Origin of the sequence: Chitinophaga dinghuensis, assembly GCF_003259435.1 — a bacterium.
Taxonomy (GTDB): Bacteria; Bacteroidota; Bacteroidia; order Chitinophagales; family Chitinophagaceae; genus Chitinophaga; species Chitinophaga dinghuensis.
Genome location: NZ_QLMA01000002.1, coordinates 135,425 through 158,313, shown reverse-complemented (window position 1 = coordinate 158,313; position 22,889 = coordinate 135,425). Strand labels below are relative to the sequence as shown.

The 22,889-nt window shown below is 45.1% G+C and carries 24 protein-coding genes; 8 read left to right on the top strand and 16 right to left on the bottom strand.

Features of this window, described 5'->3' with window-relative positions; genetic code table 11:
- Positions 1-316: 316 nt before the first annotated feature.
- From hemN to CLV59_RS05825, 11 genes are all read right to left on the bottom strand, one after another.
- A complete protein-coding gene (hemN, locus tag CLV59_RS05875) occupies positions 317-1,675 on the bottom strand; it encodes an oxygen-independent coproporphyrinogen III oxidase (protein ID WP_111591090.1) in 1,359 nt (452 codons plus the stop codon).
- Between the two features lie 5 nt (positions 1,676-1,680).
- Entirely contained in the window at positions 1,681-2,391 is a 711-nt protein-coding gene (locus CLV59_RS05870) for a sulfite exporter TauE/SafE family protein (protein WP_111591089.1), read from the bottom strand.
- A 4-nt stretch (positions 2,392-2,395) separates the two neighbouring features.
- Positions 2,396-2,833, bottom strand: coding sequence for a FixH family protein (locus tag CLV59_RS05865; protein ID WP_111591088.1), 438 nt, complete (start codon positions 2,831-2,833; stop codon positions 2,396-2,398).
- Positions 2,834-2,864: 31 nt separating this feature from the next.
- The gene (gene ccoG / locus CLV59_RS05860) at positions 2,865-4,253 is read right to left on the bottom strand and encodes a cytochrome c oxidase accessory protein CcoG (protein WP_111591087.1); all 1,389 of its coding nucleotides are present in this window, start codon (positions 4,251-4,253) and stop codon (positions 2,865-2,867) included.
- Positions 4,254-4,256: 3 nt separating this feature from the next.
- Positions 4,257-5,321 (bottom strand): cbb3-type cytochrome c oxidase N-terminal domain-containing protein, encoded by a 1,065-nt coding sequence (locus tag CLV59_RS05855; RefSeq protein ID WP_111591086.1) that lies wholly within the window; start codon positions 5,319-5,321, stop codon positions 4,257-4,259.
- Between the two features lie 5 nt (positions 5,322-5,326).
- A complete protein-coding gene (locus CLV59_RS05850) occupies positions 5,327-5,497 on the bottom strand; it encodes a CcoQ/FixQ family Cbb3-type cytochrome c oxidase assembly chaperone (RefSeq protein ID WP_111591085.1) in 171 nt (56 codons plus the stop codon).
- A gap of 12 nt (positions 5,498-5,509) precedes the next feature.
- Complete coding sequence (gene ccoN / locus CLV59_RS05845; RefSeq protein ID WP_111591084.1) at positions 5,510-7,654, bottom strand: cytochrome-c oxidase, cbb3-type subunit I; 2,145 nt, start codon at positions 7,652-7,654, stop codon at positions 5,510-5,512.
- 32 nt (positions 7,655-7,686) lie between these two features.
- Positions 7,687-7,878 carry a cbb3-type cytochrome oxidase assembly protein CcoS gene (ccoS, locus tag CLV59_RS05840; RefSeq protein WP_233180626.1) on the bottom strand — a complete coding sequence of 64 codons (192 nt, stop codon included), beginning with the start codon at positions 7,876-7,878 and terminating at the stop codon, positions 7,687-7,689.
- 161 nt (positions 7,879-8,039) lie between these two features.
- Complete coding sequence (locus CLV59_RS05835) at positions 8,040-10,472, bottom strand: heavy metal translocating P-type ATPase (RefSeq protein WP_111591082.1); 2,433 nt, start codon at positions 10,470-10,472, stop codon at positions 8,040-8,042.
- Entirely contained in the window at positions 10,472-11,026 is a 555-nt protein-coding gene (locus tag CLV59_RS05830) for a hypothetical protein (RefSeq protein WP_111591081.1), read from the bottom strand. The genes CLV59_RS05835 and CLV59_RS05830 overlap by 1 nt, the downstream gene beginning before the upstream one ends.
- A 94-nt stretch (positions 11,027-11,120) precedes the next feature.
- Positions 11,121-11,828: a Crp/Fnr family transcriptional regulator gene (locus CLV59_RS05825; RefSeq protein WP_111591080.1), complete on the bottom strand. Its 708-nt coding sequence runs from the start codon at positions 11,826-11,828 to the stop codon at positions 11,121-11,123.
- Between the two features lie 55 nt (positions 11,829-11,883).
- Between CLV59_RS05825 and CLV59_RS05820 the strand changes: the two genes are divergently transcribed.
- The 7 genes from CLV59_RS05820 (at position 11,884) to CLV59_RS05790 (ending at position 17,527) form a co-directional block, all read left to right on the top strand.
- Positions 11,884-12,474: a pseudouridine synthase gene (locus CLV59_RS05820; protein ID WP_111591079.1), complete on the top strand. Its 591-nt coding sequence runs from the start codon at positions 11,884-11,886 to the stop codon at positions 12,472-12,474.
- 64 nt (positions 12,475-12,538) lie between these two features.
- Positions 12,539-13,414, top strand: coding sequence for a YicC/YloC family endoribonuclease (locus tag CLV59_RS05815; RefSeq protein ID WP_111591078.1), 876 nt, complete (start codon positions 12,539-12,541; stop codon positions 13,412-13,414).
- A gap of 16 nt (positions 13,415-13,430) precedes the next feature.
- A complete protein-coding gene (locus CLV59_RS05810) occupies positions 13,431-13,919 on the top strand; it encodes a gliding motility lipoprotein GldH (RefSeq protein WP_111591077.1) in 489 nt (162 codons plus the stop codon).
- On the top strand, positions 13,919-14,938 hold the full coding sequence (locus CLV59_RS05805) for a sensor histidine kinase (RefSeq protein ID WP_111591076.1): 1,020 nt from the start codon (positions 13,919-13,921) through the stop codon (positions 14,936-14,938). Before CLV59_RS05810 ends, CLV59_RS05805 begins: the two co-directional genes overlap by 1 nt.
- A gap of 63 nt (positions 14,939-15,001) precedes the next feature.
- A complete protein-coding gene (locus CLV59_RS05800; protein WP_111591075.1) occupies positions 15,002-15,712 on the top strand; it encodes a response regulator transcription factor in 711 nt (236 codons plus the stop codon).
- Between the two features lie 151 nt (positions 15,713-15,863).
- The gene (locus CLV59_RS05795; protein ID WP_111591074.1) at positions 15,864-16,676 is read left to right on the top strand and encodes a sensor histidine kinase; all 813 of its coding nucleotides are present in this window, start codon (positions 15,864-15,866) and stop codon (positions 16,674-16,676) included.
- Between the two features lie 104 nt (positions 16,677-16,780).
- Entirely contained in the window at positions 16,781-17,527 is a 747-nt protein-coding gene (locus tag CLV59_RS05790; protein ID WP_111591073.1) for a LytR/AlgR family response regulator transcription factor, read from the top strand.
- Here CLV59_RS05790 and CLV59_RS05785 read toward each other — a convergent pair whose 3' ends face one another.
- From CLV59_RS05785 to CLV59_RS05775, 3 genes are all read right to left on the bottom strand, one after another.
- The gene (locus tag CLV59_RS05785; RefSeq protein ID WP_111591072.1) at positions 17,528-18,310 is read right to left on the bottom strand and encodes an SH3 domain-containing protein; all 783 of its coding nucleotides are present in this window, start codon (positions 18,308-18,310) and stop codon (positions 17,528-17,530) included. It lies immediately after the preceding gene.
- Positions 18,311-18,325: 15 nt separating this feature from the next.
- Positions 18,326-20,299 (bottom strand): BatD family protein, encoded by a 1,974-nt coding sequence (locus CLV59_RS05780; protein WP_111591071.1) that lies wholly within the window; start codon positions 20,297-20,299, stop codon positions 18,326-18,328.
- 87 nt (positions 20,300-20,386) lie between these two features.
- Positions 20,387-21,091 (bottom strand): SDR family oxidoreductase, encoded by a 705-nt coding sequence (locus CLV59_RS05775; RefSeq protein WP_245950816.1) that lies wholly within the window; start codon positions 21,089-21,091, stop codon positions 20,387-20,389.
- A 58-nt stretch (positions 21,092-21,149) separates the two neighbouring features.
- On the opposite strand from CLV59_RS05775, the gene CLV59_RS05770 reads away from it, so the two are divergent.
- Entirely contained in the window at positions 21,150-21,845 is a 696-nt protein-coding gene (locus CLV59_RS05770; protein ID WP_111591070.1) for a YjjG family noncanonical pyrimidine nucleotidase, read from the top strand.
- Between the two features lie 33 nt (positions 21,846-21,878).
- Here the strand turns inward: CLV59_RS05770 and CLV59_RS05765 are convergent, their stop codons facing one another.
- Together CLV59_RS05765 and CLV59_RS05760 are read right to left on the bottom strand one after the other, a co-directional pair.
- The gene (locus CLV59_RS05765; RefSeq protein WP_111591069.1) at positions 21,879-22,145 is read right to left on the bottom strand and encodes a hypothetical protein; all 267 of its coding nucleotides are present in this window, start codon (positions 22,143-22,145) and stop codon (positions 21,879-21,881) included.
- 30 nt (positions 22,146-22,175) lie between these two features.
- Positions 22,176-22,826 (bottom strand): phosphatidylserine decarboxylase family protein, encoded by a 651-nt coding sequence (locus CLV59_RS05760; protein WP_111591068.1) that lies wholly within the window; start codon positions 22,824-22,826, stop codon positions 22,176-22,178.
- Positions 22,827-22,889 lie beyond the last annotated feature (63 nt).

Below are 22,889 nucleotides of genomic sequence, written 5' to 3'. Positions count from 1 at the left end.
ATTTTTCTTTTGTCATGAAATTCTTTTTAATATTGTGTAGGGAATTTTGTTTCCCTGTACTTACTAACCCATTCACATAATAAGAAAGTCTGATTGTTTACACGGTCAGACTTTTTTTATTCCCTCTGAAATTCGCTACAGCACTGTATTTCATCAGATCGTATTTTTTACTGCATATAAAAGTGGCCATGCGTTACCTCCTGATTTCATCAAGGAAGGTGCACTGACCTTTCGGACATCGTCCATGCCGAAAAGCCCGATTTTTTAAAAATGGATTAAAAAATCGGGCTTATCCGGCAGCATTTATTAGTCAGGATTAAATTGCGCTGCTAAATAATTGGGTGGCGGGTAATTTTCGCCATAATCTCGCATCAAAAGCCATACAGATATTTCTTATAAACGTTCTGCCGGCAGGCGTTACAGCTACTCTATCCGGCATTACTTCAACAAGTCCGTCATGTTCGAGTTCCTGTAGTCTCTCTATACCTTCCATCACTGCATCACACTGTGTATCCGCCTTGCGCCAGCTTGTTTCAAAGTTGCACATCAAGTCGTGGATATGTCCTCTGATGAGTAAGTCTTCATGTGTGAGTATATGCCCTCTGATTACTGGAAATTCTCCTTTGTTTACCTTTTCCTGGTAAGCAGCTGTGCTTTTTTCATTCTGTACATATGCATACCAGTTATCTCCTATGGAAGATGCGCCTAATCCCACCAGCAGAGATGTATGCAACACGGTATAACCCATGAAGTTACGATGCAAAGAGCCGGCATTCCAGGCAGTGTACAACTCGTCTCCCGGCAGGGCAAAATGATCCATACCAATCTCTGTATATCCTGCTGCGGTGAACAACGCTCTTCCTTTTTCATACAGTTTTCTTTTCTCTGCATCCTTAGGAAGATCGGCTTCATCATATTTGCGTTGTCCTACTCCTTTGATCCAGGGAACATGTGCATAACTGTAGAAAGAAATCCTGTCCGGACGCAACTGCATTACTTTTTCAATCGTATCTGTTACACTGTTGATGGTTTGCAATGGCAAGCCATAGATCAAGTCAAAATTGATAGAAGTGAAACCAGTTTCGCGGGCATGTTTCATCACAGCTTCCACTGTTTCAAAGGGTTGTATGCGATTGATGATTTCCTGTACCTTCGGATCGAAGTCTTGTATACCTAAGCTCACTCGTCTGAATCCAAATTGATATAACAGTTCGAGATGTTCCCGGGTAGTATTATTGGGATGTCCTTCAAAGCTGAGTGCAGCATCCGGCAGTAGTTCCGCAGTTTCAAAAATTCCCGACAGCAACTGGCCAAGATGCGCTGCACTGAAAAAGGTAGGAGTACCACCTCCAAAATGTAATTCCCGGATACGTGGTTTACCGTCAAAGACGTCGGTATAGAGCTTCCATTCTTTCAGTAAAGCGGTGATGTATGGCCCTTCTACCTGGTGATTGACGGTGATATGTTTATTGCAACCGCAGTAGGTGCAAAGTTTCTCACAGAAAGGCAGATGAATATATAAGCTCATACCTTCCGATTCGTTAGACGCGTCAAAAGATTTCTTAAGCAGAGCCTTCCATTGATCAAGGTGAAATGAATTTTCATCCCAGTACGGAACGGTGGGATAACTGGTATATCGTGGTGCTGCCACATTGTATTTCTGTAGTAGACTCATGGTAGTTATGGTTTATGACAGTGTATGTAGGTCTTGTCTGGCGTATTGCTGAGAACGGGACTGATATAAGGGATACCGAGATTCATGCCGCGCATGATCAGGAGTATACCCATGACTGCAATCATGAAGGGCACTGCTTTGCGGATCTTATTACGAACAGGAATACTAAGCAGATGTCCGAACCAAGCTGCCGCCGTCATGGCAGGGAGCGTGCCGGCGCCGAATGCTGTCATGAATAGCATTCCTTTTTCTACAGTGCCCGTAGACGTAGCGCCGGCAATTCCCATATATACCAACCCGCAGGGTAACAAACCATTCAGTATTCCGATGGCATAGAGCGTACGAAAACGCTGTGCTGCCAATAAGCGGCCTAATTCCGCCTTTATTTTTCCAGTGATAATGCCGGGCATGGTTACACGTAGTTTGCTGCTCCCCGCGATATAATTGAGCAATACAGCGGTTAACAGCAATAGTCCCATGGTGACAGACAGCCACTGTTGAAAGCCGGCCATAACCACCTGTTTTCCCATCCAGCCAAAAAGCCCTCCAAGTAATGCGTAGGTGCTGATTCTTCCGGCATTATACAACAGTATTCCTGCCATTTTTCGGCCGCCTTCCAGGTGTCTTACCGGTAAGGTGAGAGCGATGGGCCCACACATTCCCACGCAGTGAAAACTGCCTGCAAAGCCGATTAAAAAAGCAGTGAGTGTAAACATGTTGTTAGTTGATATGTAATACCTGTTCCTGGTAATAAGGTTTGTTGTTCATTTCCCAGCGGATTTTCACCCGGTAATTGCCACGCACGAACTTGTCTCTTCCAACTGTTTGATTACCAGAATTATCTGGTTGAAGTGGTACTTCGAAATCTTTGCCTGAATCAGATGGACGGTAAAAGGTAATTGTACCATTGAGGGTTTGTCCGATCAGTTCATGTGGCATAGAGATATTCACTGTTTCTGCTGGTTGTGAAACTTCCACGGGGGCAGATAATGCGTTTGCATTGTTTCTGCCTTCAATTACTTCCTGGTATTTAAGTTCTTCGCTGTAATAATCTTTCGTCACCATATCAATTTTGGTGCGCATGCTTCTTGTCACCAGGGTAAGAATCCCGGCGGCGAAGATGACGAATACGAGTATGATTTTATGTCCCCAGTTCATGATAATTAATTGAATTTGTGTACAATAACTACTATTCCATTGGTCCTGAAAAGGTGGTATTGATGGTGGCGATTTTTACATTTTGTTGGTACAATCCGATACTCAGTTTGGATTTTCTGCCATTGACTGCTGTTCTCGGCAATACGATGAAGAAAGTTCCTTCTCCTTGTCCTTCTGCTTTAACGGTGATATCTGTTTTGCCAATCATTTCGATGAGGCCAGGTTTATCTTCCAGTTTAAGCTGCAGCGGAATTGCTGCGGAGGTTTTGTTTATCAATTTGATGCGGTACAGGTTGGAGATACTGTCTGTTCCTCTTTCCTGGTAGAGCATACCTGCTGTTCTGATAACAGTACCTGTAACTGGTTTACGGCTGGTCAGCATGAAGGTGATGGCGCCAAGAATGATTACCAGCAGGGTACTGTATATTTTGAGTCTGGGTGTAAACCTGAGTTTTTGTTTGTTGGCGATACCGTTTTCGGAAGCATAACGGATAAGCCCACGGGGGCGCCCGATTTTCTCCATCATAAAATCGCATGCATCGATACAGGCGGTACAGTTCACGCATTCCAGTTGGGTACCGTTCCGTATATCTATCCCCGTGGGACATACCTTCACACACTGATTGCAGTCTATACAATCACCTTCCGCATGGTCTCCGTTTTTGCGGTATTTTCCGCGTGGTTCTCCCCTGTTGTAGTCGTAGGCTACCAGGACGGAGTTTTTATCCAGCAAAACGCCTTGTAAACGGCCATAAGGGCAAATGATGGTGCATACTTGTTCCCGCATGAAGGCGTATACGCCATAGAACACGCCGGAGAAGATGAGGATGGCGATAAAGCCGCCCATATGTGCCTCGAATGGTTCCGTAATTATTTTCTCAAGTTCCTTTGCGCCGATGATATAGGCGAGGAACATATTTGCGATAATGAAAGACAGTCCATAAAACAGTATATGTTTGGCTGTTTTACGAAGGATTTTATTGGCTGTCCATGGTGCGTTGGCCAGCATTTGCTGGGCGGCGGCATCTCCTTCTATCCAATATTCTATTCTTCTGAAGAGCATCTCCATGAAGATGGTTTGTGGACAGGCCCATCCGCAGAAGAGTCGGCCGAAAGCCATTGTAAACAGCACGATGAAGAGTACAAATGCCAGCATGGCCAAGCCGAAGATGAAGAAGTCCTGCGGCCAGAAGATGGCGCCGAAGAGAATAAACTTTCCTTCGAGTACATTCAACATAAACAAGGGCCTGCCATTTATGGAAATAAACGGCAGGCTGAAAAATGCAATGAAATAGAAAATGCTGAGAATGGTACGGATATTATAAAAGCGGCCATTGGGCTGTTTTGCGAATATCCACTTGCGTTTTCCTTGTTTATCAACTGTGGCTATACTATCTCTGAATGTCGTACTGTCTTCCATTTGCTATTCTTTTTCTCCTTGAGGCGCTTTTGGATTGGGAGGGTTGGTATTATGTATGGATTTGATGAAGCTGGCGAGGAGCGCTATTTGTCGTGGTGAGAAATCTTCCTGCCATGCTTTCATTCCTTTATCCGGCACGCCGTATTTGATGGTTTTAAAGACGTCATTGATTTTACCGCCATGCAGCCAGTAGTCGTCAGTGAGGTTAGGACCTACCACGCCTTGTCCTTGCGGGCCGTGGCAAGGGGCGCAGTTGCTGATGAACAGTTTCTGTCCGCCGGCCAGGTCATCGGCATTGGTGAGTTCTTTCACGGTATTTTCATCCACATTGTTGGCGGCATTTTTCATGAACTCAGCTTTAGCGGCGGCGGCTTTTTCTTCTGCCATGGCTAGTTCTTCGATTTGTGTAGGAGCGGTTTCGGAGACGTAGCCTCTCCAGAGATAGACTACGGCGAAGGCCATACTGAAATAGAAGCCCCATTTCCACCATGGAGGAGTTGGATTGTTCAGCTCACGGATACCATCATAGTCGTGACCCATATCTTCCTCTTCTTCGGAGGCAGCATCCAGCGTTTTGGTTTTATTGAGTTTTTCGAACCAGTTGACGCGAGGTTTTCCTGGAACGGCTTCTTTTGCAGGTTTGGGTTTGCGTTTAATTCCTACCAGTATTTTCAGTGTAATCAGTAAACTGATGATCACCAGGATTTCGAGGAGGATGACAGATACCAATACCCAGAGGGATGTTTTAGACAGGAGACCGTTGGTGGCTGTTTCCACCAGGGCATCAGCTGCAGATGCTTTGCCGGCGCTCAGCATAGACAGCATAATGATTCCTATAGTGATAACAGCCTTCCCGGCATCCTTCTTCATTCTTTCCCTGTAGATTTCCATTGCCCCCATAACGGCATTGCCTAATACGGCGATGGCGATCAGCAAACCAGCGCATACAGTGATCAATACCAGGGCAACAGGGTCTGAAAGTTCTGACGGTTGCGGCTTCCCGTCGGCCATGGCAGGCACGCTGATTAGCGTACCTGCTCCGAATATGATGAGTGATCTGATGTTCATAAATGTTATTTTTCTTCTTGGTCCAGTGGTATACGACTTACATGATCTATCATCCGCTTATCGGCACTGAATGCCAGCCAGGCAGCCACTACAAAGAATATGGAGAATATCAACAGGGATGCAAGCGGATAAATACTAATCCCGGTGATTGACTGCAGATAGTTGATGAATTTCATGATCTGATGTTTTTAGAAGTCTGTTTTTTCTGTTGATGCCACTGGTTTGGGGGCCGACTTAATATCTTTACCCATACGTTGCAGATATGCAATCAGTGCCACGATTTCTCTGTCTTTTCCGATAGGCAGCTTATCCTGTTTCAGATTGGCTACGATTTGATCGGCTTGTGCTTCGAGGTCTGCGTTTGCTTTAACTTCGTATCCATCCGGATAAGGAACGCCGAGCTTGCGCATGACGCTGATCATAGCTGGTGTTTTAGCTTTGTCGATCCTGTCTTCAAACAGCCATGGATAAGATGGCATGATAGATCCTGGCGACATAGACGTTGGATCGAACATGTGGTTGAAGTGCCAGGAGTCAGGATATTTACCTCCGATTCTCGCCAGATCCGGACCGGTACGTTTAGAACCCCATTGGAAAGGATGATCGTATACAAACTCACCAGCTTTAGAGTATTCGCCGTAGCGGGCAACCTCATCACGGAATGGACGGATCATCTGAGAGTGACAGGTATAACAGCCTTCTCTCAGATAGATATCTCGGCCATGTAATTCTAATGGTGTGTAGGGTTTTACACTGGTGATAGTTGGAATATTGCTTTTCACAAGGAAGGTTGGTACCATTTCCAGCATACCGCCGATACCTACCACAATCAAACTGAATACAACGAGCTGAATAGGTCTGCGTTCGATCCAGTTATGCCAGTGGGATTTACCATGAGTAGTGATTACTTTAGGCAGTGGTGCTGCTTCTGCTGCTTCATTGGCAACAAATTTTCCTTTGCGGATAGTTTTGGTAAGATTGACCATCATCAGTACCAGACCGCTTACATAGAGGAGCCCTCCTACTGCACGCAGCGCGTACATGGGAATGATGGCAGTTACTGTTTCCAGGAACTGATATTTCAGCGTGCCGTCTTCTGTAAACTGTTTCCACATCATGCTTTGGGTAAATGCAGCCCAGTACAGTGGAATAACATAGAAGATAATACCGAGCGTACCAATCCAGAAGTGTGTATTTGCCCATTTGCGGCTATACAGTTCAGTAGAGAATAATCTTGGAATCAGCCAGTACAGAATACCGAATGTGAGGAATCCGTTCCAGCCCAGTGCGCCTACGTGTACGTGGGCAATGGTCCAGTCGGTATAGTGACTGATGGCGTTCACATTTTTAAGAGAGAGCATTGGTCCTTCGAAAGTGGCCATACCGTAGCAAGTGAGGGCAACCACGAAGAATTTCAGAATCGCGTCTTCCCTAACTCTGTCCCATGCGCCACGCAGGGTCAGCAAACCATTCAGCATACCGCCCCATGATGGAGCAATCAGCATAATAGAGAATACGGTGCCGAGAGATTGTGCCCATTCAGGCAAAGCAGTATACAGCAGGTGGTGAGGACCAGCCCAGATATATATAAAGATCAGTGACCAGAAGTGAATAATAGACCAACGGTAAGAATATACAGGTCTGTTCGCTGCTTTAGGAACGAAGTAGTACATCAGACCGAGATATGGCGTGGTCAGGAAAAATGCTACTGCATTGTGACCATACCACCATTGTACCAATGCATCTTGTACGCCTGCATACCAGGAATAACTTTTGAACAGTGACAGTGGAAATTCGAAAGAGTTGATGATATGCAGCATCGCAATCGCTACCCAGGTACCGATATAGAACCAGATGGCTACGTAGAGATGCGCTTCTCTCCTTTTAAGAATGGTACCCAGCATATTGGCCCCAAATACCACCCAGATCAGGGTAATCGCGATATCGAACGGCCATTCCAGTTCGGCGTATTCTTTACCGGTTGTATAGCCCAGAAACAAGGTGAGTGCGCCGCCAGCAATGATGGCCTGCCATCCCCAGAAATGGATTTTACTCAGCAGATCGCTGAACATTCTCGCTTTACACAGACGTTGCAGGGAATAATATACTCCCATGAAAATACCGTTACCAACAAAGGCGAAAATCACCGCGTTGGTATGTACAGGTCGGAGACGACCGAATGTAATAGGTGCAAATCCTCCGTTAATTGCCGGAAGCACCAGTTCTGTAGCTGCATACAGACCAGCGAGCATGCCAATTAACCCCCAGAAAACACAGGCGTATGCAAACCATTTGACCGTTCGGTTGTCGTAGTAGAATTTTTCTAGTGACATAAGTATTGATGGATTGAAGTGCGGAATTACGTTTAGTCTTTACTGTTATCTACTTTATCTTCAAATAGCATGCGATGTGCAGGTGAAAAATCATCTTCAAACTGCCCATGTTTTACCGACCAGATAAATGCGGCCAGGAATCCGAGTGCAACGGTAAGACTTGCTCCCAGCAAGAGTATGATGACGCCCATAGCGATGGTATTGTTAGTTTTCTGTAGTCTCAAAGCGGCAAGGGTTACCCGTTGCCCCGCAAACGGTTAGTTTGCGGGGCCCATTTCAATACGGGCATTAATACTAGTGCTTTGAGGTTGTTACTATGTATATGTTTCGTGTCGTGTACAAAGGTAAGGGCCGTCTTTTCGGGGTACTATGACTTTACTCAATCTCAAACATGATTTTTGTCAGGGATTGCGGTTGTCGCACTTGCAGCAAGCCTCCGACCACTCAGTTCACTCATGCTGTAAGTGAGTAGAATAATACTGATAGAACTTGCCGGCATTAAGATGGCCGCAATTAATGGAGATAACATTCCCTGCACGGCAAAGTACAAGCCTGTAATATTATATGCCAGCGACATGAGGAAGCTGATAATAACGATATGCCTGTTGGATTTACATAAGCGGATAAAGGATGGTAGCAGTTTTAACTGTTCTGCTTCAATAATGCCATCGCTGGCAGGGGTGAAATTATTGGTGCTTTCTGCCACAGAAATGCCGGTATCACTTTGTTTCAGAGCGCCGGCATCATTGAGTCCGTCCCCAATCATTAATACCTTCTCTCCTTTCCCTTGCAGTTTAATAATATAGTCCAGTTTATCTGCTGGCTTTTGTTCAAAGCGCAAGGTGGCGTTGGCGCCCATGAGTATTCGCAAACTGCCTGCTTCACGGGTGTTATCGCCAGAGAGAACAGATAAATCGTAGTGATCGCGTACATGCTCCAGCATACTCCGGATACCAGGACGATAACCATTGCGGATGGTAAATAATCCTATTGGTTTTTCATTGATAGATATAAACACGGTACTTCCGTCCTGGGCTGTTTTCTGCTTAATACCTATAAACTCGGCACTGCCCATGCGGATAAACAGATCGTCTATCCAACCGCAGATACCTTTCCCTTCAAACTCCCGAAAATCGCGGACCGCATAGTTGTTGGCAACGCCACAATAGTTGCTGATAGCGGCACTCAGGGGATGTAAAGATTGTGCGGCAAGACTACCAATCTTCATTTCCTGAGTAGGTGTCAGCGGATCGCCGAAGAAACGTACTTCGGTGCCGGCTTTACCTGTCAACGTACCTGTTTTATCAAATACGATATGGGTGGTATTAGCCAGATTCTCAATTGATTGCGCATTTCTCAGGTATAACTTATGACGAGAGAGAATACGAAGTATGTGACCATTGGTAAAGGAAGACGCGAGCAAAAGTGCACAAGGACAGGCAATAATCAGAATCGCAGTAACGGAAGGCCATATACGGGATGGATCTTTTACAGTCCATACTGCGGCGGTGATTACAGCAATGAGTAATACTACCCAGGTAAAATATTGAGATAGCAGATGTACAAAGGATACATTTGTCTGCTTGCCGGAGTCTTTGAGTTCATCGCGGTTCCAGAGGCTGGTGAGGTAGCTTTGCGCTACCTCTTTGATGGTGAGAATTTCGATATTCCCGCCCACCTGTCTGCCTCCGGCGTATACTATTTCACCAACGGATTTCTTTACCGGCGCAGCTTCACCAGTTACAAAGCTGTAGTCGATCAGAGCGGACCCGCGGGAAATAATACCGTCTGCCGGAATCAGTTCCTGATGATGAATCAACAGGGTGTCATTCGTTTTGATATCAGGCAAAGTTGTAGGTACTTCGTTGCCGTCTTTTATAACGCTGACGGCTATGGGAAAATAGGACGTGTAATCGCGGTCAAAGGAAAGTCCCTGGTATGTTTTTTCCTGGAGAACTCTACCGATGAGCATAAAGAATACGATGCCGGTCATAGAGTCGAAATATCCGGAATGGCCGGCAGCTACTTCTGCCAGACTGCGGATAAAAGTGACAAGTATGGCCAGCACGATAGGCACGTCAATATTGAGAAAACCATGTTTGAGTCCGCTCCATGCTGATTTATAGAATGCCTGTGCACTATAAAAGAATACAGGCAGGGCCAGCACCAGGTTCATGTATTGAAACATGCGGTTCATAGATGCATCGGAGTGGTTATTTCCTGTAAAATATTCCGGGAAACTCAGCAGCATAATATTACCGAAGCAGAAACCGGCCACGCCCAACTGATACACCAGTTTGCGTTGCACGCGGGGTTTCTTCTCTTTCATATCATTCAGGCTGATATAAGGCTCATATCCAATACTGGTGAGCACTTCCGCAACGCGGCGTAATGTTGTCTCCCTATAATTATAAATAATCTTCGCTTCCTTTCTGGTAAAGTTGACGGTTACACGTTGTACGCCCGTTTCCAGTTTGTGGAGATTTTCAAGAAGCCACAAGCAAGAGCTACAGTGGATTTGCGGAAGATAAAGGGTAATATGTATTTGATCTTCGTCGCGAAACTGGATCAGGTGTTGCTGAATTTTTTCATCGTCCAGGAAGGCGAATTTATCCTGTCTCACCACTATACGCTGATTGATGCCTGGCTTGGCGTTCAGATCGTAATATTCGCATAGATTGTGCTGATGAAGCAGTTCATATACGAGCTTACATCCTTCGCAGCAGAAGGATTTCTCTGCCATCATAATCGGATGATCGTTGCAATCTTCTCCGCAATGGAAGCAAGCTACATGTGTATGCGTATGGGTGTTTGCCATTAGTCGATGCTTGATGTGTTATTTAATTCATCCTGCTGAACGATGATGGTACCGGGTTTGGTAACAGTTGGGTACAGTATATTTTGTTCGATATACAGCCATTGCTGTATCAGTTGCTCCAGCATGTAGAGGTTACTGACACAGAGTTTATATTCGCTGCTCCATGTTTGCTGGATCTGGTAATTATCGCTTACCTGACGGAGCTTTTGTAGTAGCAGGGTGATTTTCTGGAATGCTTGTCGGATACTTTCGTAGGTGGCAGGTTGTATGCATTTGTATTTTTCTTCGAGCACACATTTTTCACGGATTACAGGATACAGAATGGTGGCTTCCTTACGGATTACCTGAGAAAATTCGGCATGCAGTCTGGAGAACAGGAGTTGCTGAATAGCTGCGGATCCTGCTACCTGGCTGTCGTCGGGAAGTTCCAGGTTGAAATAGGTCATGATTTCATCTGCCGTCTGTTCGATAGGATGATGGAATTTGTGTACCACCACATCGCAGAGGGTAGTTGGGCTAAGTTCATGAAAATTTATAATGGCAAATGCATGCATCAGTTCGGGTAGATTTTTGATAGCACAAAATTACCTGTACCCTTTTGGGGATACTATGACATGTATCAAGGCAAAAACTGATTTTTATCAGGAACTAGTCGTGGAGGTTAGCTGTTCTGACGATTTCTGGTACGTCGAGGAGGCGGATTCTTTTTCCGTCCAGTTCGATCATACCATCTTTTTTGAATTCAGAAAGCAGTCTGATAGCGGATTCGGTAGCAGTGCCTACTAGATTGGCTATTTCTTCTCTGGAGAGGCGAACGTTGAGGGTGCTGCCATCTTCTTCCAGGCCGTAGGTTTCACGGATAAAGAGTAATGTTTCTGCGAGTCTTTCTCTCACAGGTTTTTGGGCGAGATGCGTAATTTTCAGTTCTGCCTTGCGTAATTCGCTGGAGAGAATGCGCATCATTTCAAAAGACAGGGATGCATCTTTCTGAAGTATGTTCAGGAAGAGGTCTTTGGGAATAAAGCAGATGGAGGAATCTTCCAGGGCGGTAGCGGTGGCAGTATAGCGTTCGTTGCTGAGCAGGGCTTTGTATCCCATGATATCGCCGGCTTTGACGAGGCGTACGATTTGTTCGCGGCCATCATCTCCACTGTGCGACAGTTTGATTTTACCATCATTGATGCAGAATACGCCGAATGGGTATGCGCCTTCATGGAAAATCACTTGTCCTTTCTTGTAGGCAGAACATACCTTTGCCTCATCAATCTGTTCGAGATTGTTGTGGTCCGCTTTACAAAAGATAGATGTGAAGCGGTCTTTGCAGTTCTGACAAGCAGGATTATTAGGTATACTCATAACGAATTATGCAAAAGTACTAATTTACGGCTCCTTAACCAAAGTAAAAGCAGTAGTGGCGTTCAATTATTATATAATTTATAAACCATATGAGGTACTGACAAGATTTACACCGGAAGGTAATAAAGCTTGTCTGGCCGATTTCTTTAAAGTACCTTCAGATGTATACCCGGTAGGACGCCTGGATTATGATAGCGAGGGATTATTGTTGCTGACGAATGATAAATCATTGAATCACCGCATTTTATCTCCGAAATATCAGCATGAGAGAGAATACTGGGTACAGGTAGACGGAGCCGTAACGGAAGAGGCGGTTAGTAAACTAGAGAAGGGAGTGCAGATTAATGTGGATGGAAAGATGTACCAGACGAGGCGTTGTCAGGCATCCCTGTTTGAGGGAGAGCCGGAGTTGCCGCCACGTAACCCTCCTATCAGATTTCGAAAAAGTATTCCGGCGCCATGGATAAGGATGGTTTTACATGAGGGGAAGAACAGGCAGGTGCGTAAAATGACAGCTGCCGTTGGTTTTCCTACGTTGAGGCTTGTCCGTTATCGCATGGAAGGATTAACAGTAGCGGGAATGCAACCGGGAGACATGATCTCCCTGAGCCGCACAGAGGTTTACCAGAAGTTAAAGCTGGGCTAGTCGCCATTATGCTTTTGGCTTTCTGGTCTTATTTAACTAGGTTTGTTGCCTACAAATTTCTATTATGCTGAAATCAATGACTGGCTTCGGAAGGGCGGAGAGCACGAGAGGCGAAACAACAATTGTGGTAGAGATTAAATCGCTCAATGGGAAGCAGTTTGAGGTGAATTTGAAATTTTCTCCTTTGCTGAAACCCTATGAATTTGAAATCCGCTCTCAAATGCAGCAGGCACTCCAACGTGGTACGCTGGATGCTACTGTCAACATTCGTCAGAATGGCGCCACAAGACCTGTTGTGATCAACACGGATCTTGCGAAATACTATTACCAGTCTATCACCATGCTGGCTAATCAGCTGGAACTCCCTCAGGGCGATATGCTGAATATCCTCATGAAATTGCCGGAGGTAGTAACGCCAGCCACTGAACAGATGACCACTGAGGAGTGGAAAGATGTGGAAGAGGTATTGCAGGCAGCTCTGCAAGATCTGGACATGCATCGTCAGAACGAAGGCGTAATGCTGGAGTCAGATCTGTTACAGCGAATAGAGAATATCGAAACTTACATGGTCAAGGTGAAAGAACTGGACCCTCTCCGCAAGGACAGAATCCGTCAACGCCTGGAAGGCCTGCTGGCTGAACATGTAGGAAAAGAAAATGTAGACAGTAACAGACTGGAACAGGAGCTTATCTTCTATCTGGAAAAACTGGATATCTCTGAAGAGCTGACCCGTCTGGAAAATCACTGCCGCTACTTTAAGGAAATCCTTAGAGAAGCAGATCCTGCAAAAGGTAAAAAACTGGGATTTGTACTGCAGGAAGTGGGCAGAGAAATCAATACTACCGGATCAAAAGCCAACGATGCTGGTATTCAGCAATGGGTAGTACTGATGAAAGATGAGCTGGAGAAAGCAAAAGAACAAGTATTAAACGTATTATAGTAAGGCGAATACCTTTATGAAGAGAGTTCTCCTGGTAACTGCAGGCCTATTTATGCTGGCTGCTGCCTGCAAGCCGCCCAAACTGGACGTCTATGAAAGAAACCTGGAAGTCCCTGGGCACGACTGGTCCTATGATTACAAGCCATCTTTCGAAGTAAAACTGGAACCTGAAGATACAGCCTGGCTGTATAACATATATGTGAATGTGCGTCACTCGGCGGCCTACCCTTACAGCAACCTTTGGGTGCTAATAGGAACGCAATATCCGGGCGACAGTCTGCCATCCAGTCAACGCGTTGAGCTGCCACTGGCGGAACCTTCCGGAAAATGGTTAGGAACGGGTATCGATGATATTTATGAACATCGGGTACCTATCCAACAACATGCTATTTTCAGCAAGCCGGGAGTTTATAAAATCTCTTTTGAACAAAACATGCGGCAAAATCCGCTCCCCAATGTGATGAATGTCGGTCTGCGGATTGAAAAAGCCGGCAAACGGCCTTAATGAAAAAGTTTATACATTACGTCAGGCAGGAAGGAAAATCCGTTTCCTTCCTCTATTTCCTGGTATTGGCCTATACTGTTGCTGCACTCATCTGGTGGGGCATATTACTGCTTCGCCAGAGTCACCAGATAACAACCTTCGAACGCCAGAACCTCATCCTGCGGATAGATAGCCTGGCAAAACCCGTAGAACATCAGCTGGAACTGCAACGCATAGAGAAGGATGAATCCATGCGTACCTTCAAATACCTCGGAGAGGGACTCACCTTTCTCGGTATTATCCTCGTTGGCGCCCTTTTCGTTTACCGGGCTATCTGGAAATACATGAAGTTGAGCCGGCAACAGCAAAACTTTATGATGGCAGTCACTCATGAACTGAAATCGCCTATAGCAGCCGCCAAACTAAACCTGGAAACCATCCGGAAACATAAACTGGATGAAGAGAAACAACTCCGGCTGATAGATAATACCATTCGGGAAACCAATCGCCTCGACCAGTTATGTAATAATATCCTGCTGGCGGCACAACTGGAAACGCACCGGTACCAACTTTTCAAGGAGCCACTGAATATTTCGCAGCTCCTGGAGTCAGATATTAAAGAAATTGGCGGACGAATTGGCACTCATAGCATTCAGGCAAGCATTTTGCCAGGGGTATGGATGGAAGGTGACAAACTGATGCTGCATATTGTACTCAGTAACCTGGTGGAAAATGCTGCCAAATATGCACCCCGCAATACCGCTATCTTTGTAAAGCTGTTTGAATCCAACAACCAGCTGAAATTGCAGGTAATTGACGAAGGACCTGGTATCCCTGATGAAGAAAAAGAAAGAATCTTCCTGAAGTTTTACCGGGTAGGAAATGAAAACACCCGTAAAGCCAAAGGCTCCGGGCTGGGACTCTTCCTTACAGCAAAAATTGTAGAGCAACACAACGGTAACATTCGGGTACTGAACAATACACCAACCGGCGCATGTTTTGAAATAACCTGGAGCCAATATTCCGTGCAAACGGCGTAAATTTAAATAGGATTAGAGGCAGCCTTTTAATCCATCATTTGACTTACAATCAAATATTAACACATGAAGGAAGCTACAAAAGCATCAATACTACTGGTGGAAGATGAAGAAAATCTCCAGGAGGCGCTGAAGCTGAACCTGGAGCTGGAAGGATACGAAGTCACTGCTGTAGACAATGGTACTGCCGCCCTGAAAGCAGTGAAGAACGAATATTTCGACCTTATCATACTCGATATCATGCTCCCCGAAATGGACGGTATCGCCGTATGTGAGAATATACGCATACAAAATAATGAAGTGCCTATCCTCTTCCTCAGCGCTAAAAATAGTAGCGCCGACAGAGTACTGGGACTGAAAAAAGGCGGAGACGATTACATGACGAAGCCTTTTAACCTGGAAGAACTGCTGCTCCGTGTGGAAAAACTGATTGTAAAAAACAAGAAGATCCAAGATAAAGACAGCGTTCCCAATGTGTATAAATTCGGTAACAATACGATCGATTTCGCCGCACAGGAATGCATCGGGAAAGATGGCAAACACTATGAACTGAGCAAGAAAGAAGCCATGCTCCTGAAACTGCTCATTGAAAACAAAGGCGAAGTAGTTACCCGCGAAAAAATCCTGCAAGTGGTATGGGGATACAACGTATATCCTACCACCAGAACCATCGATAACTTCATCCTGAATTTCAGAAAATATTTTGAGGAAGACAGCCGGAACTCAAAATACTTCCATTCCGTTCGTGGCGTGGGATATAAATTTACTGAAGTATAAATTACTGTTTGTGCCTTGCAGCGGTCCGCTTGTAGGGCACAAATCTCTTCACTGCCAATTTTCCTCCATTTTTCACCGCTTTCCTGTCAATTTCCGCCTAGTATAAATTGCCCCTTTCACTTCGCCTGCTTTTGCCCGATATTTAAGTATTGTGGCGCCTATTTTCTTAATAGATCTGAATATCGCAACAGCTTGGCCTTACTGGATACTATCCTTGTTCTGCCTCCTATTGTTGCTGTTTTTCTTCTACTACCGGGAGAAGAATAAACGTCGCGCATCCGAAAAAGAACTACATCGCAAACAAACCATCATGAACCTGGAAATACATGCCTTCCAGGCCCAGCTAGACCCGCATTTCATCTTCAATAGCCTCAACGCTATTCATCATTACATCCTTACTACCAGTACAGAAATGGCCTCGTTATACCTCACCCGATTTTCCCGGTTGATGCGCCTGATGATGGGGAATTTCAACAAGGAATGGGTCTCCCTGCAGGAAGATCTCGAAGCCCTGGAGCTTTACCTGCAACTGGAACAACTTCGGTTCGACAATCAATTCGATTATCAACTATCCCTTGATCCCGATGTAGAACCTTACCAAACACTGATTCCTCCCCTGATCATTCAGCCTTATGTACAATATGCCATCTGGCGTAGATTGCTGTTGAGACCCGAAAAAAGTGGAGGTAAACTGATCATTAATATTGGTCGGGAAGATGAGCGACTTTTTATCCGGCTGGAAGATAACGGCGCACCGTCTTCGCCCCTTTTGGATGATACCGGGGAAAGATTGGCCAACGGAATTGATATAGCTTCAGAACGCCTATACCTGCTGAGTGAACGCTACCATATGCAGGCCCAGATATCTGTCCAGCAAATACTGGACAATACTTCCCTCCCCTGTGGAAACCGCCTCATCATTAGTATGGCCTATACCTCATCCAGACAAGCACTCATTGGTTGATTCTTTGGATGGATGAGAAAAATGATGTAATTTTTCATTCGAAGAAGGCTGTCGGATCAGCCTTTGAGAGCAAATAAACCCATATATCAACTATTTCTATCTCCATGCGCGCCATCATTGTGGACGACGAGAAGCACAGCAGGGATGTTCTTCGCATTCTTCTAGAGAGTAACTGCCCCGATATAACGGTAATGGCTACCTGTAATAACGGAGAAGCCGCTCTGGAAGCAATTGCCCTCTATGACCCGCAGTTGTTATTTCTCGATGTTGAAATGCCAGGACTGGACGGTTTCCAGGTGTTGGAGGCTACAAAAAGAGGCTCCTTTGCTGTGATCTTTACCACAGCATACGATCATTATGCAGTGCAGGCAATCCGCCATAGCGCACTGGATTATCTCCTCAAACCCATAGATGCCCATGAACTCAAAGAGGCGGTGATAAAAGCCACCCAACGCCAGGGACAATCTGTTACCAAAAAAGTAGATAACCTGGTAGAAATGCTCCAACAGCATATAAAGCAGTCGGAGAGACTCGCATTACCCACCGCTGAAGGCCTTCGTATGGTCATCGCCAGCGATATCCTCTATTGTGAATCCAGCGGCGCCACTACGAGTATTCACCTGCGCTCGCAGGAAAAACCCTTCCAAGCTGCACGTACGCTAAAAGAAATGGAAGTACTACTGGAAGATAAAGCCTTCTTCCGCGTACACAACTGCTTCCTCGTGAACCTTTCCTTTATGGATAAATACATCAAAGGAGACGGTGGAGAAATCATTATGTGCGATGGACAAAGTGTACCCGTATCCCGCCAGAAAAAGCAGGATTTCCTTATGCGAATTGAAAAGATGTAATTACAGATTTTTTACGCCTGCACAGATGATCCAGCCGTTTTTGCCGTCTGTCAGTTCTACTTTGCAATACTCTCTGGTAGCATCCAGGATTTTTACTTTCATTCCTTCATGCAACTCGAATAAGTCCTTGCTACTGCCGTCTGGTGCAGCTTTTACTTTGATGGTTTCCATCATGACGATACCGTTATGATGATTGTTGGCAATCATATAAGTATCGACAGACATAAGCAAATAGAGTATGAAGAGTCCCCCGAATAGATAGTAGCCCCAGGAGAGATATTTGTTTCGATAACCTGGTATCAGCAAATTAACAATGATACTTGCAATCAGTATCCAGAAGAATATTATCGCGCCAGTAGCCCAGCCATTGGAAGAATGCATGTGCTGTAATTTCAGCCACCATTGCTGAAAAAATACCAGTGGCAATTCGCCGGTATAACCCGTTACTTTCTGATTAGCGAGCGAAAGGTTATGTTGAATGGCCGCGTCTGCCGGAGATAATTGCAATGCTTTCTCATAGCTATACACCGCCATACCCGTTTTGCCTGCTTTGTACCAGGCATTCCCCGCATTTAGAAAGAGTCCGCGCTGACTATACCCCGCATCAATCAGTTGCTGGTATATGCCAGCTGCTTCCGTGAATTTACTTTGGCGATAAAGATTATTGGCTTCGTCAAAACGTTGCTGTGGGTTCACTTCCTGTGCGGACGCCTGAAAAGCGCCTGCCATCAGGAATAATCCCGCAGCCAGGAATAACGATTTGATCATTCTGAAATGCAACATTTGCCTGTTGTTAAATTAATTTTTCAATGCATCCTCCAGATTGGAAATGATACTAACTGCTTTCTCATAAGTGCCCTGCATGCGGCGATTATCCTGGCCGGGCGCGTAGAGTGCTACTTCACAGTTATCGATCAGTTCAAAGAGTTCTGATGTATTGCTGCCGTTAATGCTACGGGCAGCGAGTTTTTCCTGAATTAATTGTTTGCTGAGATCGGCAAAAGGAATCTTCAGCTTATGGCTCAGGTAGCCCCAAACAGCACGAGAGGTTTCTTCATAGAAAGCTTTGTCCTTACCTTCTTTGAGATAACGAGCCGCCAGCTCCAGGCGTTTGAGCGCCACTTTGTTTGCATAACGGTGTTTAAGAAGGGCCGCATTAGTGGTATTGTAATCTTTGCGGCGCTTGTAATAAGTCATTCCTGCAAATACCAGCAAAGGCAATAGCAGCAGGCCATAGAACAATGGACTGGTGATAAACCATGTTTGTTTTTTCACCCATGGTAAGATACCATATTCAATGTTCGTTAGTTCATTTCTGCCTACGCTGAAATCCTGTTTTTCGGATTTCACCTTTTTACCTTGTGAAATAGCGATGGTAAATGGCGCTGATTTCACCGTTTTGTAAGTATTAGCAACAGGATCGAAGTATGAGAATTCCACCGCCGGGATGACATGATTGCCGGCTTCTGTAGGCATCAGTACAAACTCGAAAGTACGGCTGCCAGACAGTGGATTACTGTTCTTCTCAATATTGTCAGTTACTTTAGGATCGTATTTTTCGAAACCTGTAGGTACATTCAGTTTAGGCGTGTTCAACAAGTTCACGTTTCCTTGTCCACTGATGGTTACTTTCAAAGTAAGCGCATCATCGGTACTGAGTTTGGTTTTATCCACCACAGCATCCATGGTGAACTTACCTACCGCTCCGTTGAAGCTCTCCGGACGGCCTTCTGCCGGCAGTGGCTTCACTGTAATATTAACAGGATTACACTGGGTTTTATACGGCACATCCTCATATTCCACATCCGCGCGATTGAAGAAATCGTCATAGAATGGATCTTTAAAAGCAGGATCATTGAAGAAATCCTCAAATGGATCTCTGCCACTTCCGCCTTTATTATGTTTATTCTGGACAATTTTCACCAGTCGCACCTGGTTATCCACTTCTACAGGTTCCAGTTCCAGGGTACCGGATTGCAGCGGGAATAATAATGTTTTACGGATGGTAAACACCTTAAATGGCACGCCATTCACGACCTCTTCTGTAGGCTGTGGCGGGTTTGGAAGGTCTATGTCTTTCGCGGAAAATCCTTTGAAAGCAGGAACTTTTGTAACGCTGGAATTTGTTGGGAGGCGCGTATAGAGTTTATACGTTGCCGTTAGTTGATCGCCTTCATAGAGATTGGTTTTGTCTACCTCTACTTTAACGAATATGTTCTTGCGTAATTTCTCGTTTACGTTTTCACCTTTGCGGAGAATGCCGTCTACTGCTTCATCTCCTCCCCTGTTACGTGGGGCATAAGCGCCAGTACCTTGTTGTTGCTGTTGTTGCAGCTGCTGCATCTGTTGTTGCATTTGCTGCTGCGCCTGACTACTTGCTTTCTTTACTTCTACCAATACAGGATTGGATTTCACGAGATTGCCGTTAACCCTTGCCTGGGCGGCAGGAATAGTAAAGCTTCCGAGACGCTTTGGCCTCAGTGCAAATAACACTGCGTAATATTCAGACCGGCGCCCGTTCATAATAGATTGGCCTCTCTGCTCAAATGGACCTTGCACAATATCAAAATCCTTCAAATCAGGAAGCGTAAGTCCGGTTATATTCACACCATTTTCCAGCATAAACTGGATTTGGAATGACTCATCCAGCGCAACGGTATTGCTACTCACAGTGGTAGTAAAACGGAATTCCTGCGCGAATGCGCAGTTTGCCAGTCCTACTAAGAACAATAAGGAGAGAATACACTTTCTCATACTAAGTCTAACCATCATAATTACGTCAACAAATTTAACCAAACCCGCCAGGGAAGCGGTAGACGCGCCGTTAAAAGTTAGTTAAAAAATTATGAATATATGTTGTTAAATATCTCCTAAAACCGGTCGGAGGAGTATATCTTCGACAACCGTTTGTTTTGCGAGAGAGAAAGCGGTCCATACGATGGTAGCGATATCTTCAGGAGGCATCATTCTGTCCGGAGGTGCTTCAAAGCCGTCCCAAGAGGCCGTGAGCGTGGCTCCCGGGCTGATACTGGTCACTCTTATGCCATGAGGTTTCATTTCTTCCCGCAGGTTGCGGCTGAAGCCCAGCAAGGCATGTTTGGTAATGCTGTAAGATCCGCCATTGGCGTAGGCTTTATGGCTTGCAACGGAGCACAGATTAAAAATATGTCCGTTACGTTTAGTAATCATGTCGGGTAATAATGATCTGGTGAGATGATAAGCGCTGTAAACATTCACAGCCATTAGTTGTTCAAGCAGACCGTCGGCCTCTTCATTGAGTGCGCCAGGAATAAAGATGCCAGCATTATTGACCAGTATATCAACGGAAGAAAAAGTGGATTTTATCTTTTCTGCAAATGCCAATACCTGACTTTTATCTCCCATATCTACCTGTTCTGCCAGTACGGTAACAGCTGCATTTTGTGCCTGAATACTCTCTTTGGCAGCCTGTAATGCCGCTTCCTGACGGGCACATATGGCCACATTAAATCCTTCGCGGGCCAGTCTTTCCGCTATTGCCTTTCCAATTCCTTTGCTGGCGCCGGTGATTACTGCATTCATCATAAGTCCTATGTTAAGCTGGTAAAATAGTAAAAATTGTATTTCGTAACTTTGCGCGATCATGAAATATAAACATCTTTTCTTTGACCTGGATCATACACTCTGGGACTTTGAAACAAACGAACAGGAAACATTGCAGGAGCTTTATGAGCAGCATGATTTGAAACGTAGAGGGGTGCCAACATTTCAGGAATTTTCCGACTCCTACGTAGGACACAACGAAAGACTGTGGGACAGATTCAGAAAGGGTTTCATTACACGCAACGATCTTCGCTACAAAAGATTTCGCCTGACTTTACTGGACTTTAAAATTGGTGATGAAAAGCTGAATGAGGCTTTATCCGACCAGTTCCTGGAGATTCTTCCCGGAAAGAAACGACTGTTTCCGCATACGATAGAAATGCTGGACTATCTGGCCGCTAAAAACTATCCTATGCATATGATTACCAATGGATTCGAAGCAACGCAAATGCTGAAGATGCAGAATTCAGGGATAGATAAATATTTTACACATATTATCACTTCCGAGATGGCGGGTAGTCTGAAGCCTTATCGGGAAATCTTTGATTTTGCGATCGCAAAAGCGGGCACATCAGCGGCAGAGAGCATCATGGTAGGAGATGCGATGGAATTGGATATCAAGGGGGCTCACGCAGTTGGGATGGATCAGATTTATTTCAATCCAGCCAAACCGCCGGTAGACTTTACGCCAACATTCACGATTAATAGTCTCGCTGAGATTAAAAATATCCTGTAAATAAAAAAGCCCGTCTTTAAGACGGGCTTTTTTTTATGATTTAGTCGTTTTCTTCGCGGTAGTTCTCAGCGTAGCCGTTTTGGAAGGCTGTTTGCAGCAGCTTTTTCCTTTTTCAGCGCCATGACAAGCAGTGGCATCTTTGCAGTTGGACATGTCTTTACAGTTTGCCATGTCTTTGCATTCGGCTTTCTTTTCAGTTTTAGCGGTTGCTTTTTCAGGAGCAGCTTTGGTTTTGTCCTGAGCGAAAGCGGTACCAACAACGAATAAAGTAGCTACAGCGAATGTGATTAATCTTTTCATGCGTGGTAATTTCTTTGTTAAAGAAAGGGATTAGATTTTTGCTATTACAGTTTGGGCACCTTTGACTACCTGTTCGAGCTGAACGGTAACCTCGGTTCCTAAAGGTAAGTAAAGATCTACTCGGGAGCCAAATTTAATAAAGCCCATTTCTTCATTTTGAGACACCTGCATACCTGGTTTCAGGTAATTCACAATTCGACGTGCTAAAGCGCCTGCAATCTGGCGAACGAGGATGTCTGTTTTACCATTTCCGATTACAACGCTATGTCTTTCATTCTCAGTGGAAGACTTCGGGTGCCATGCCACCAGGTATTTACCAGGATGGTATTGGGACAGCTTTACTTCACCGCTGATTGGATTTCTGTTTACATGCACATTTGCAGGGCTCATAAAGATAGATACCTGCAAACGCTTATCTTTAAAGTATTCAGGCTCATATACTTCTTCAATCACTACCACTTTACCATCGCAAGGGGAAATCACAAGATTTTCTCCTTCGGTATTTTTTCTTGCAGGTACACGGAAGAAAGAAACGATGAACAGGAAAAACACTACTGAGATGGCCAGGAGGCTCCAGGTAAGGGCCGGAGAGTCAAACCAGTAGGAAACTGCCCCGTTAATAATCAGCAGTACCAGGAATACAAGGGAAATGGTCGCAAATCCTTCACGATGGATCTTCATTGTCTTTTTTATTTGTTTTGTCTGTTTATTGGTTTAATCGCACTGCGAAGTTAGTTCAATTCA

Coding starts and splice junctions, on each gene's coding strand:
- hemN (WP_111591090.1), bottom strand. CDS start 1,675: ATGAGTCTACTACAGAAATACAATGTGGCAGCACCACGATATACCAGT.
- CLV59_RS05870 (WP_111591089.1), bottom strand. CDS start 2,391: ATGTTTACACTCACTGCTTTTTTAATCGGCTTTGCAGGCAGTTTTCAC.
- CLV59_RS05865 (WP_111591088.1), bottom strand. CDS start 2,833: ATGAACTGGGGACATAAAATCATACTCGTATTCGTCATCTTCGCCGCC.
- ccoG (WP_111591087.1), bottom strand. CDS start 4,253: ATGGAAGACAGTACGACATTCAGAGATAGTATAGCCACAGTTGATAAA.
- CLV59_RS05855 (WP_111591086.1), bottom strand. CDS start 5,321: ATGAACATCAGATCACTCATCATATTCGGAGCAGGTACGCTAATCAGC.
- CLV59_RS05850 (WP_111591085.1), bottom strand. CDS start 5,497: ATGAAATTCATCAACTATCTGCAGTCAATCACCGGGATTAGTATTTAT.
- ccoN (WP_111591084.1), bottom strand. CDS start 7,654: ATGTCACTAGAAAAATTCTACTACGACAACCGAACGGTCAAATGGTTT.
- CLV59_RS05835 (WP_111591082.1), bottom strand. CDS start 10,472: ATGGCAAACACCCATACGCATACACATGTAGCTTGCTTCCATTGCGGA.
- CLV59_RS05830 (WP_111591081.1), bottom strand. CDS start 11,026: ATGCATGCATTTGCCATTATAAATTTTCATGAACTTAGCCCAACTACC.
- CLV59_RS05825 (WP_111591080.1), bottom strand. CDS start 11,828: ATGAGTATACCTAATAATCCTGCTTGTCAGAACTGCAAAGACCGCTTC.
- CLV59_RS05815 (WP_111591078.1), top strand. CDS start 12,539: ATGCTGAAATCAATGACTGGCTTCGGAAGGGCGGAGAGCACGAGAGGC.
- CLV59_RS05810 (WP_111591077.1), top strand. CDS start 13,431: ATGAAGAGAGTTCTCCTGGTAACTGCAGGCCTATTTATGCTGGCTGCT.
- CLV59_RS05805 (WP_111591076.1), top strand. CDS start 13,919: ATGAAAAAGTTTATACATTACGTCAGGCAGGAAGGAAAATCCGTTTCC.
- CLV59_RS05800 (WP_111591075.1), top strand. CDS start 15,002: ATGAAGGAAGCTACAAAAGCATCAATACTACTGGTGGAAGATGAAGAA.
- CLV59_RS05790 (WP_111591073.1), top strand. CDS start 16,781: ATGCGCGCCATCATTGTGGACGACGAGAAGCACAGCAGGGATGTTCTT.
- CLV59_RS05785 (WP_111591072.1), bottom strand. CDS start 18,310: ATGTTGCATTTCAGAATGATCAAATCGTTATTCCTGGCTGCGGGATTA.
- CLV59_RS05780 (WP_111591071.1), bottom strand. CDS start 20,299: ATGATGGTTAGACTTAGTATGAGAAAGTGTATTCTCTCCTTATTGTTC.
- CLV59_RS05775 (WP_245950816.1), bottom strand. CDS start 21,091: ATGATGAATGCAGTAATCACCGGCGCCAGCAAAGGAATTGGAAAGGCA.
- CLV59_RS05770 (WP_111591070.1), top strand. CDS start 21,150: ATGAAATATAAACATCTTTTCTTTGACCTGGATCATACACTCTGGGAC.
- CLV59_RS05765 (WP_111591069.1), bottom strand. CDS start 22,145: ATGAAAAGATTAATCACATTCGCTGTAGCTACTTTATTCGTTGTTGGT.
- CLV59_RS05760 (WP_111591068.1), bottom strand. CDS start 22,826: ATGAAGATCCATCGTGAAGGATTTGCGACCATTTCCCTTGTATTCCTG.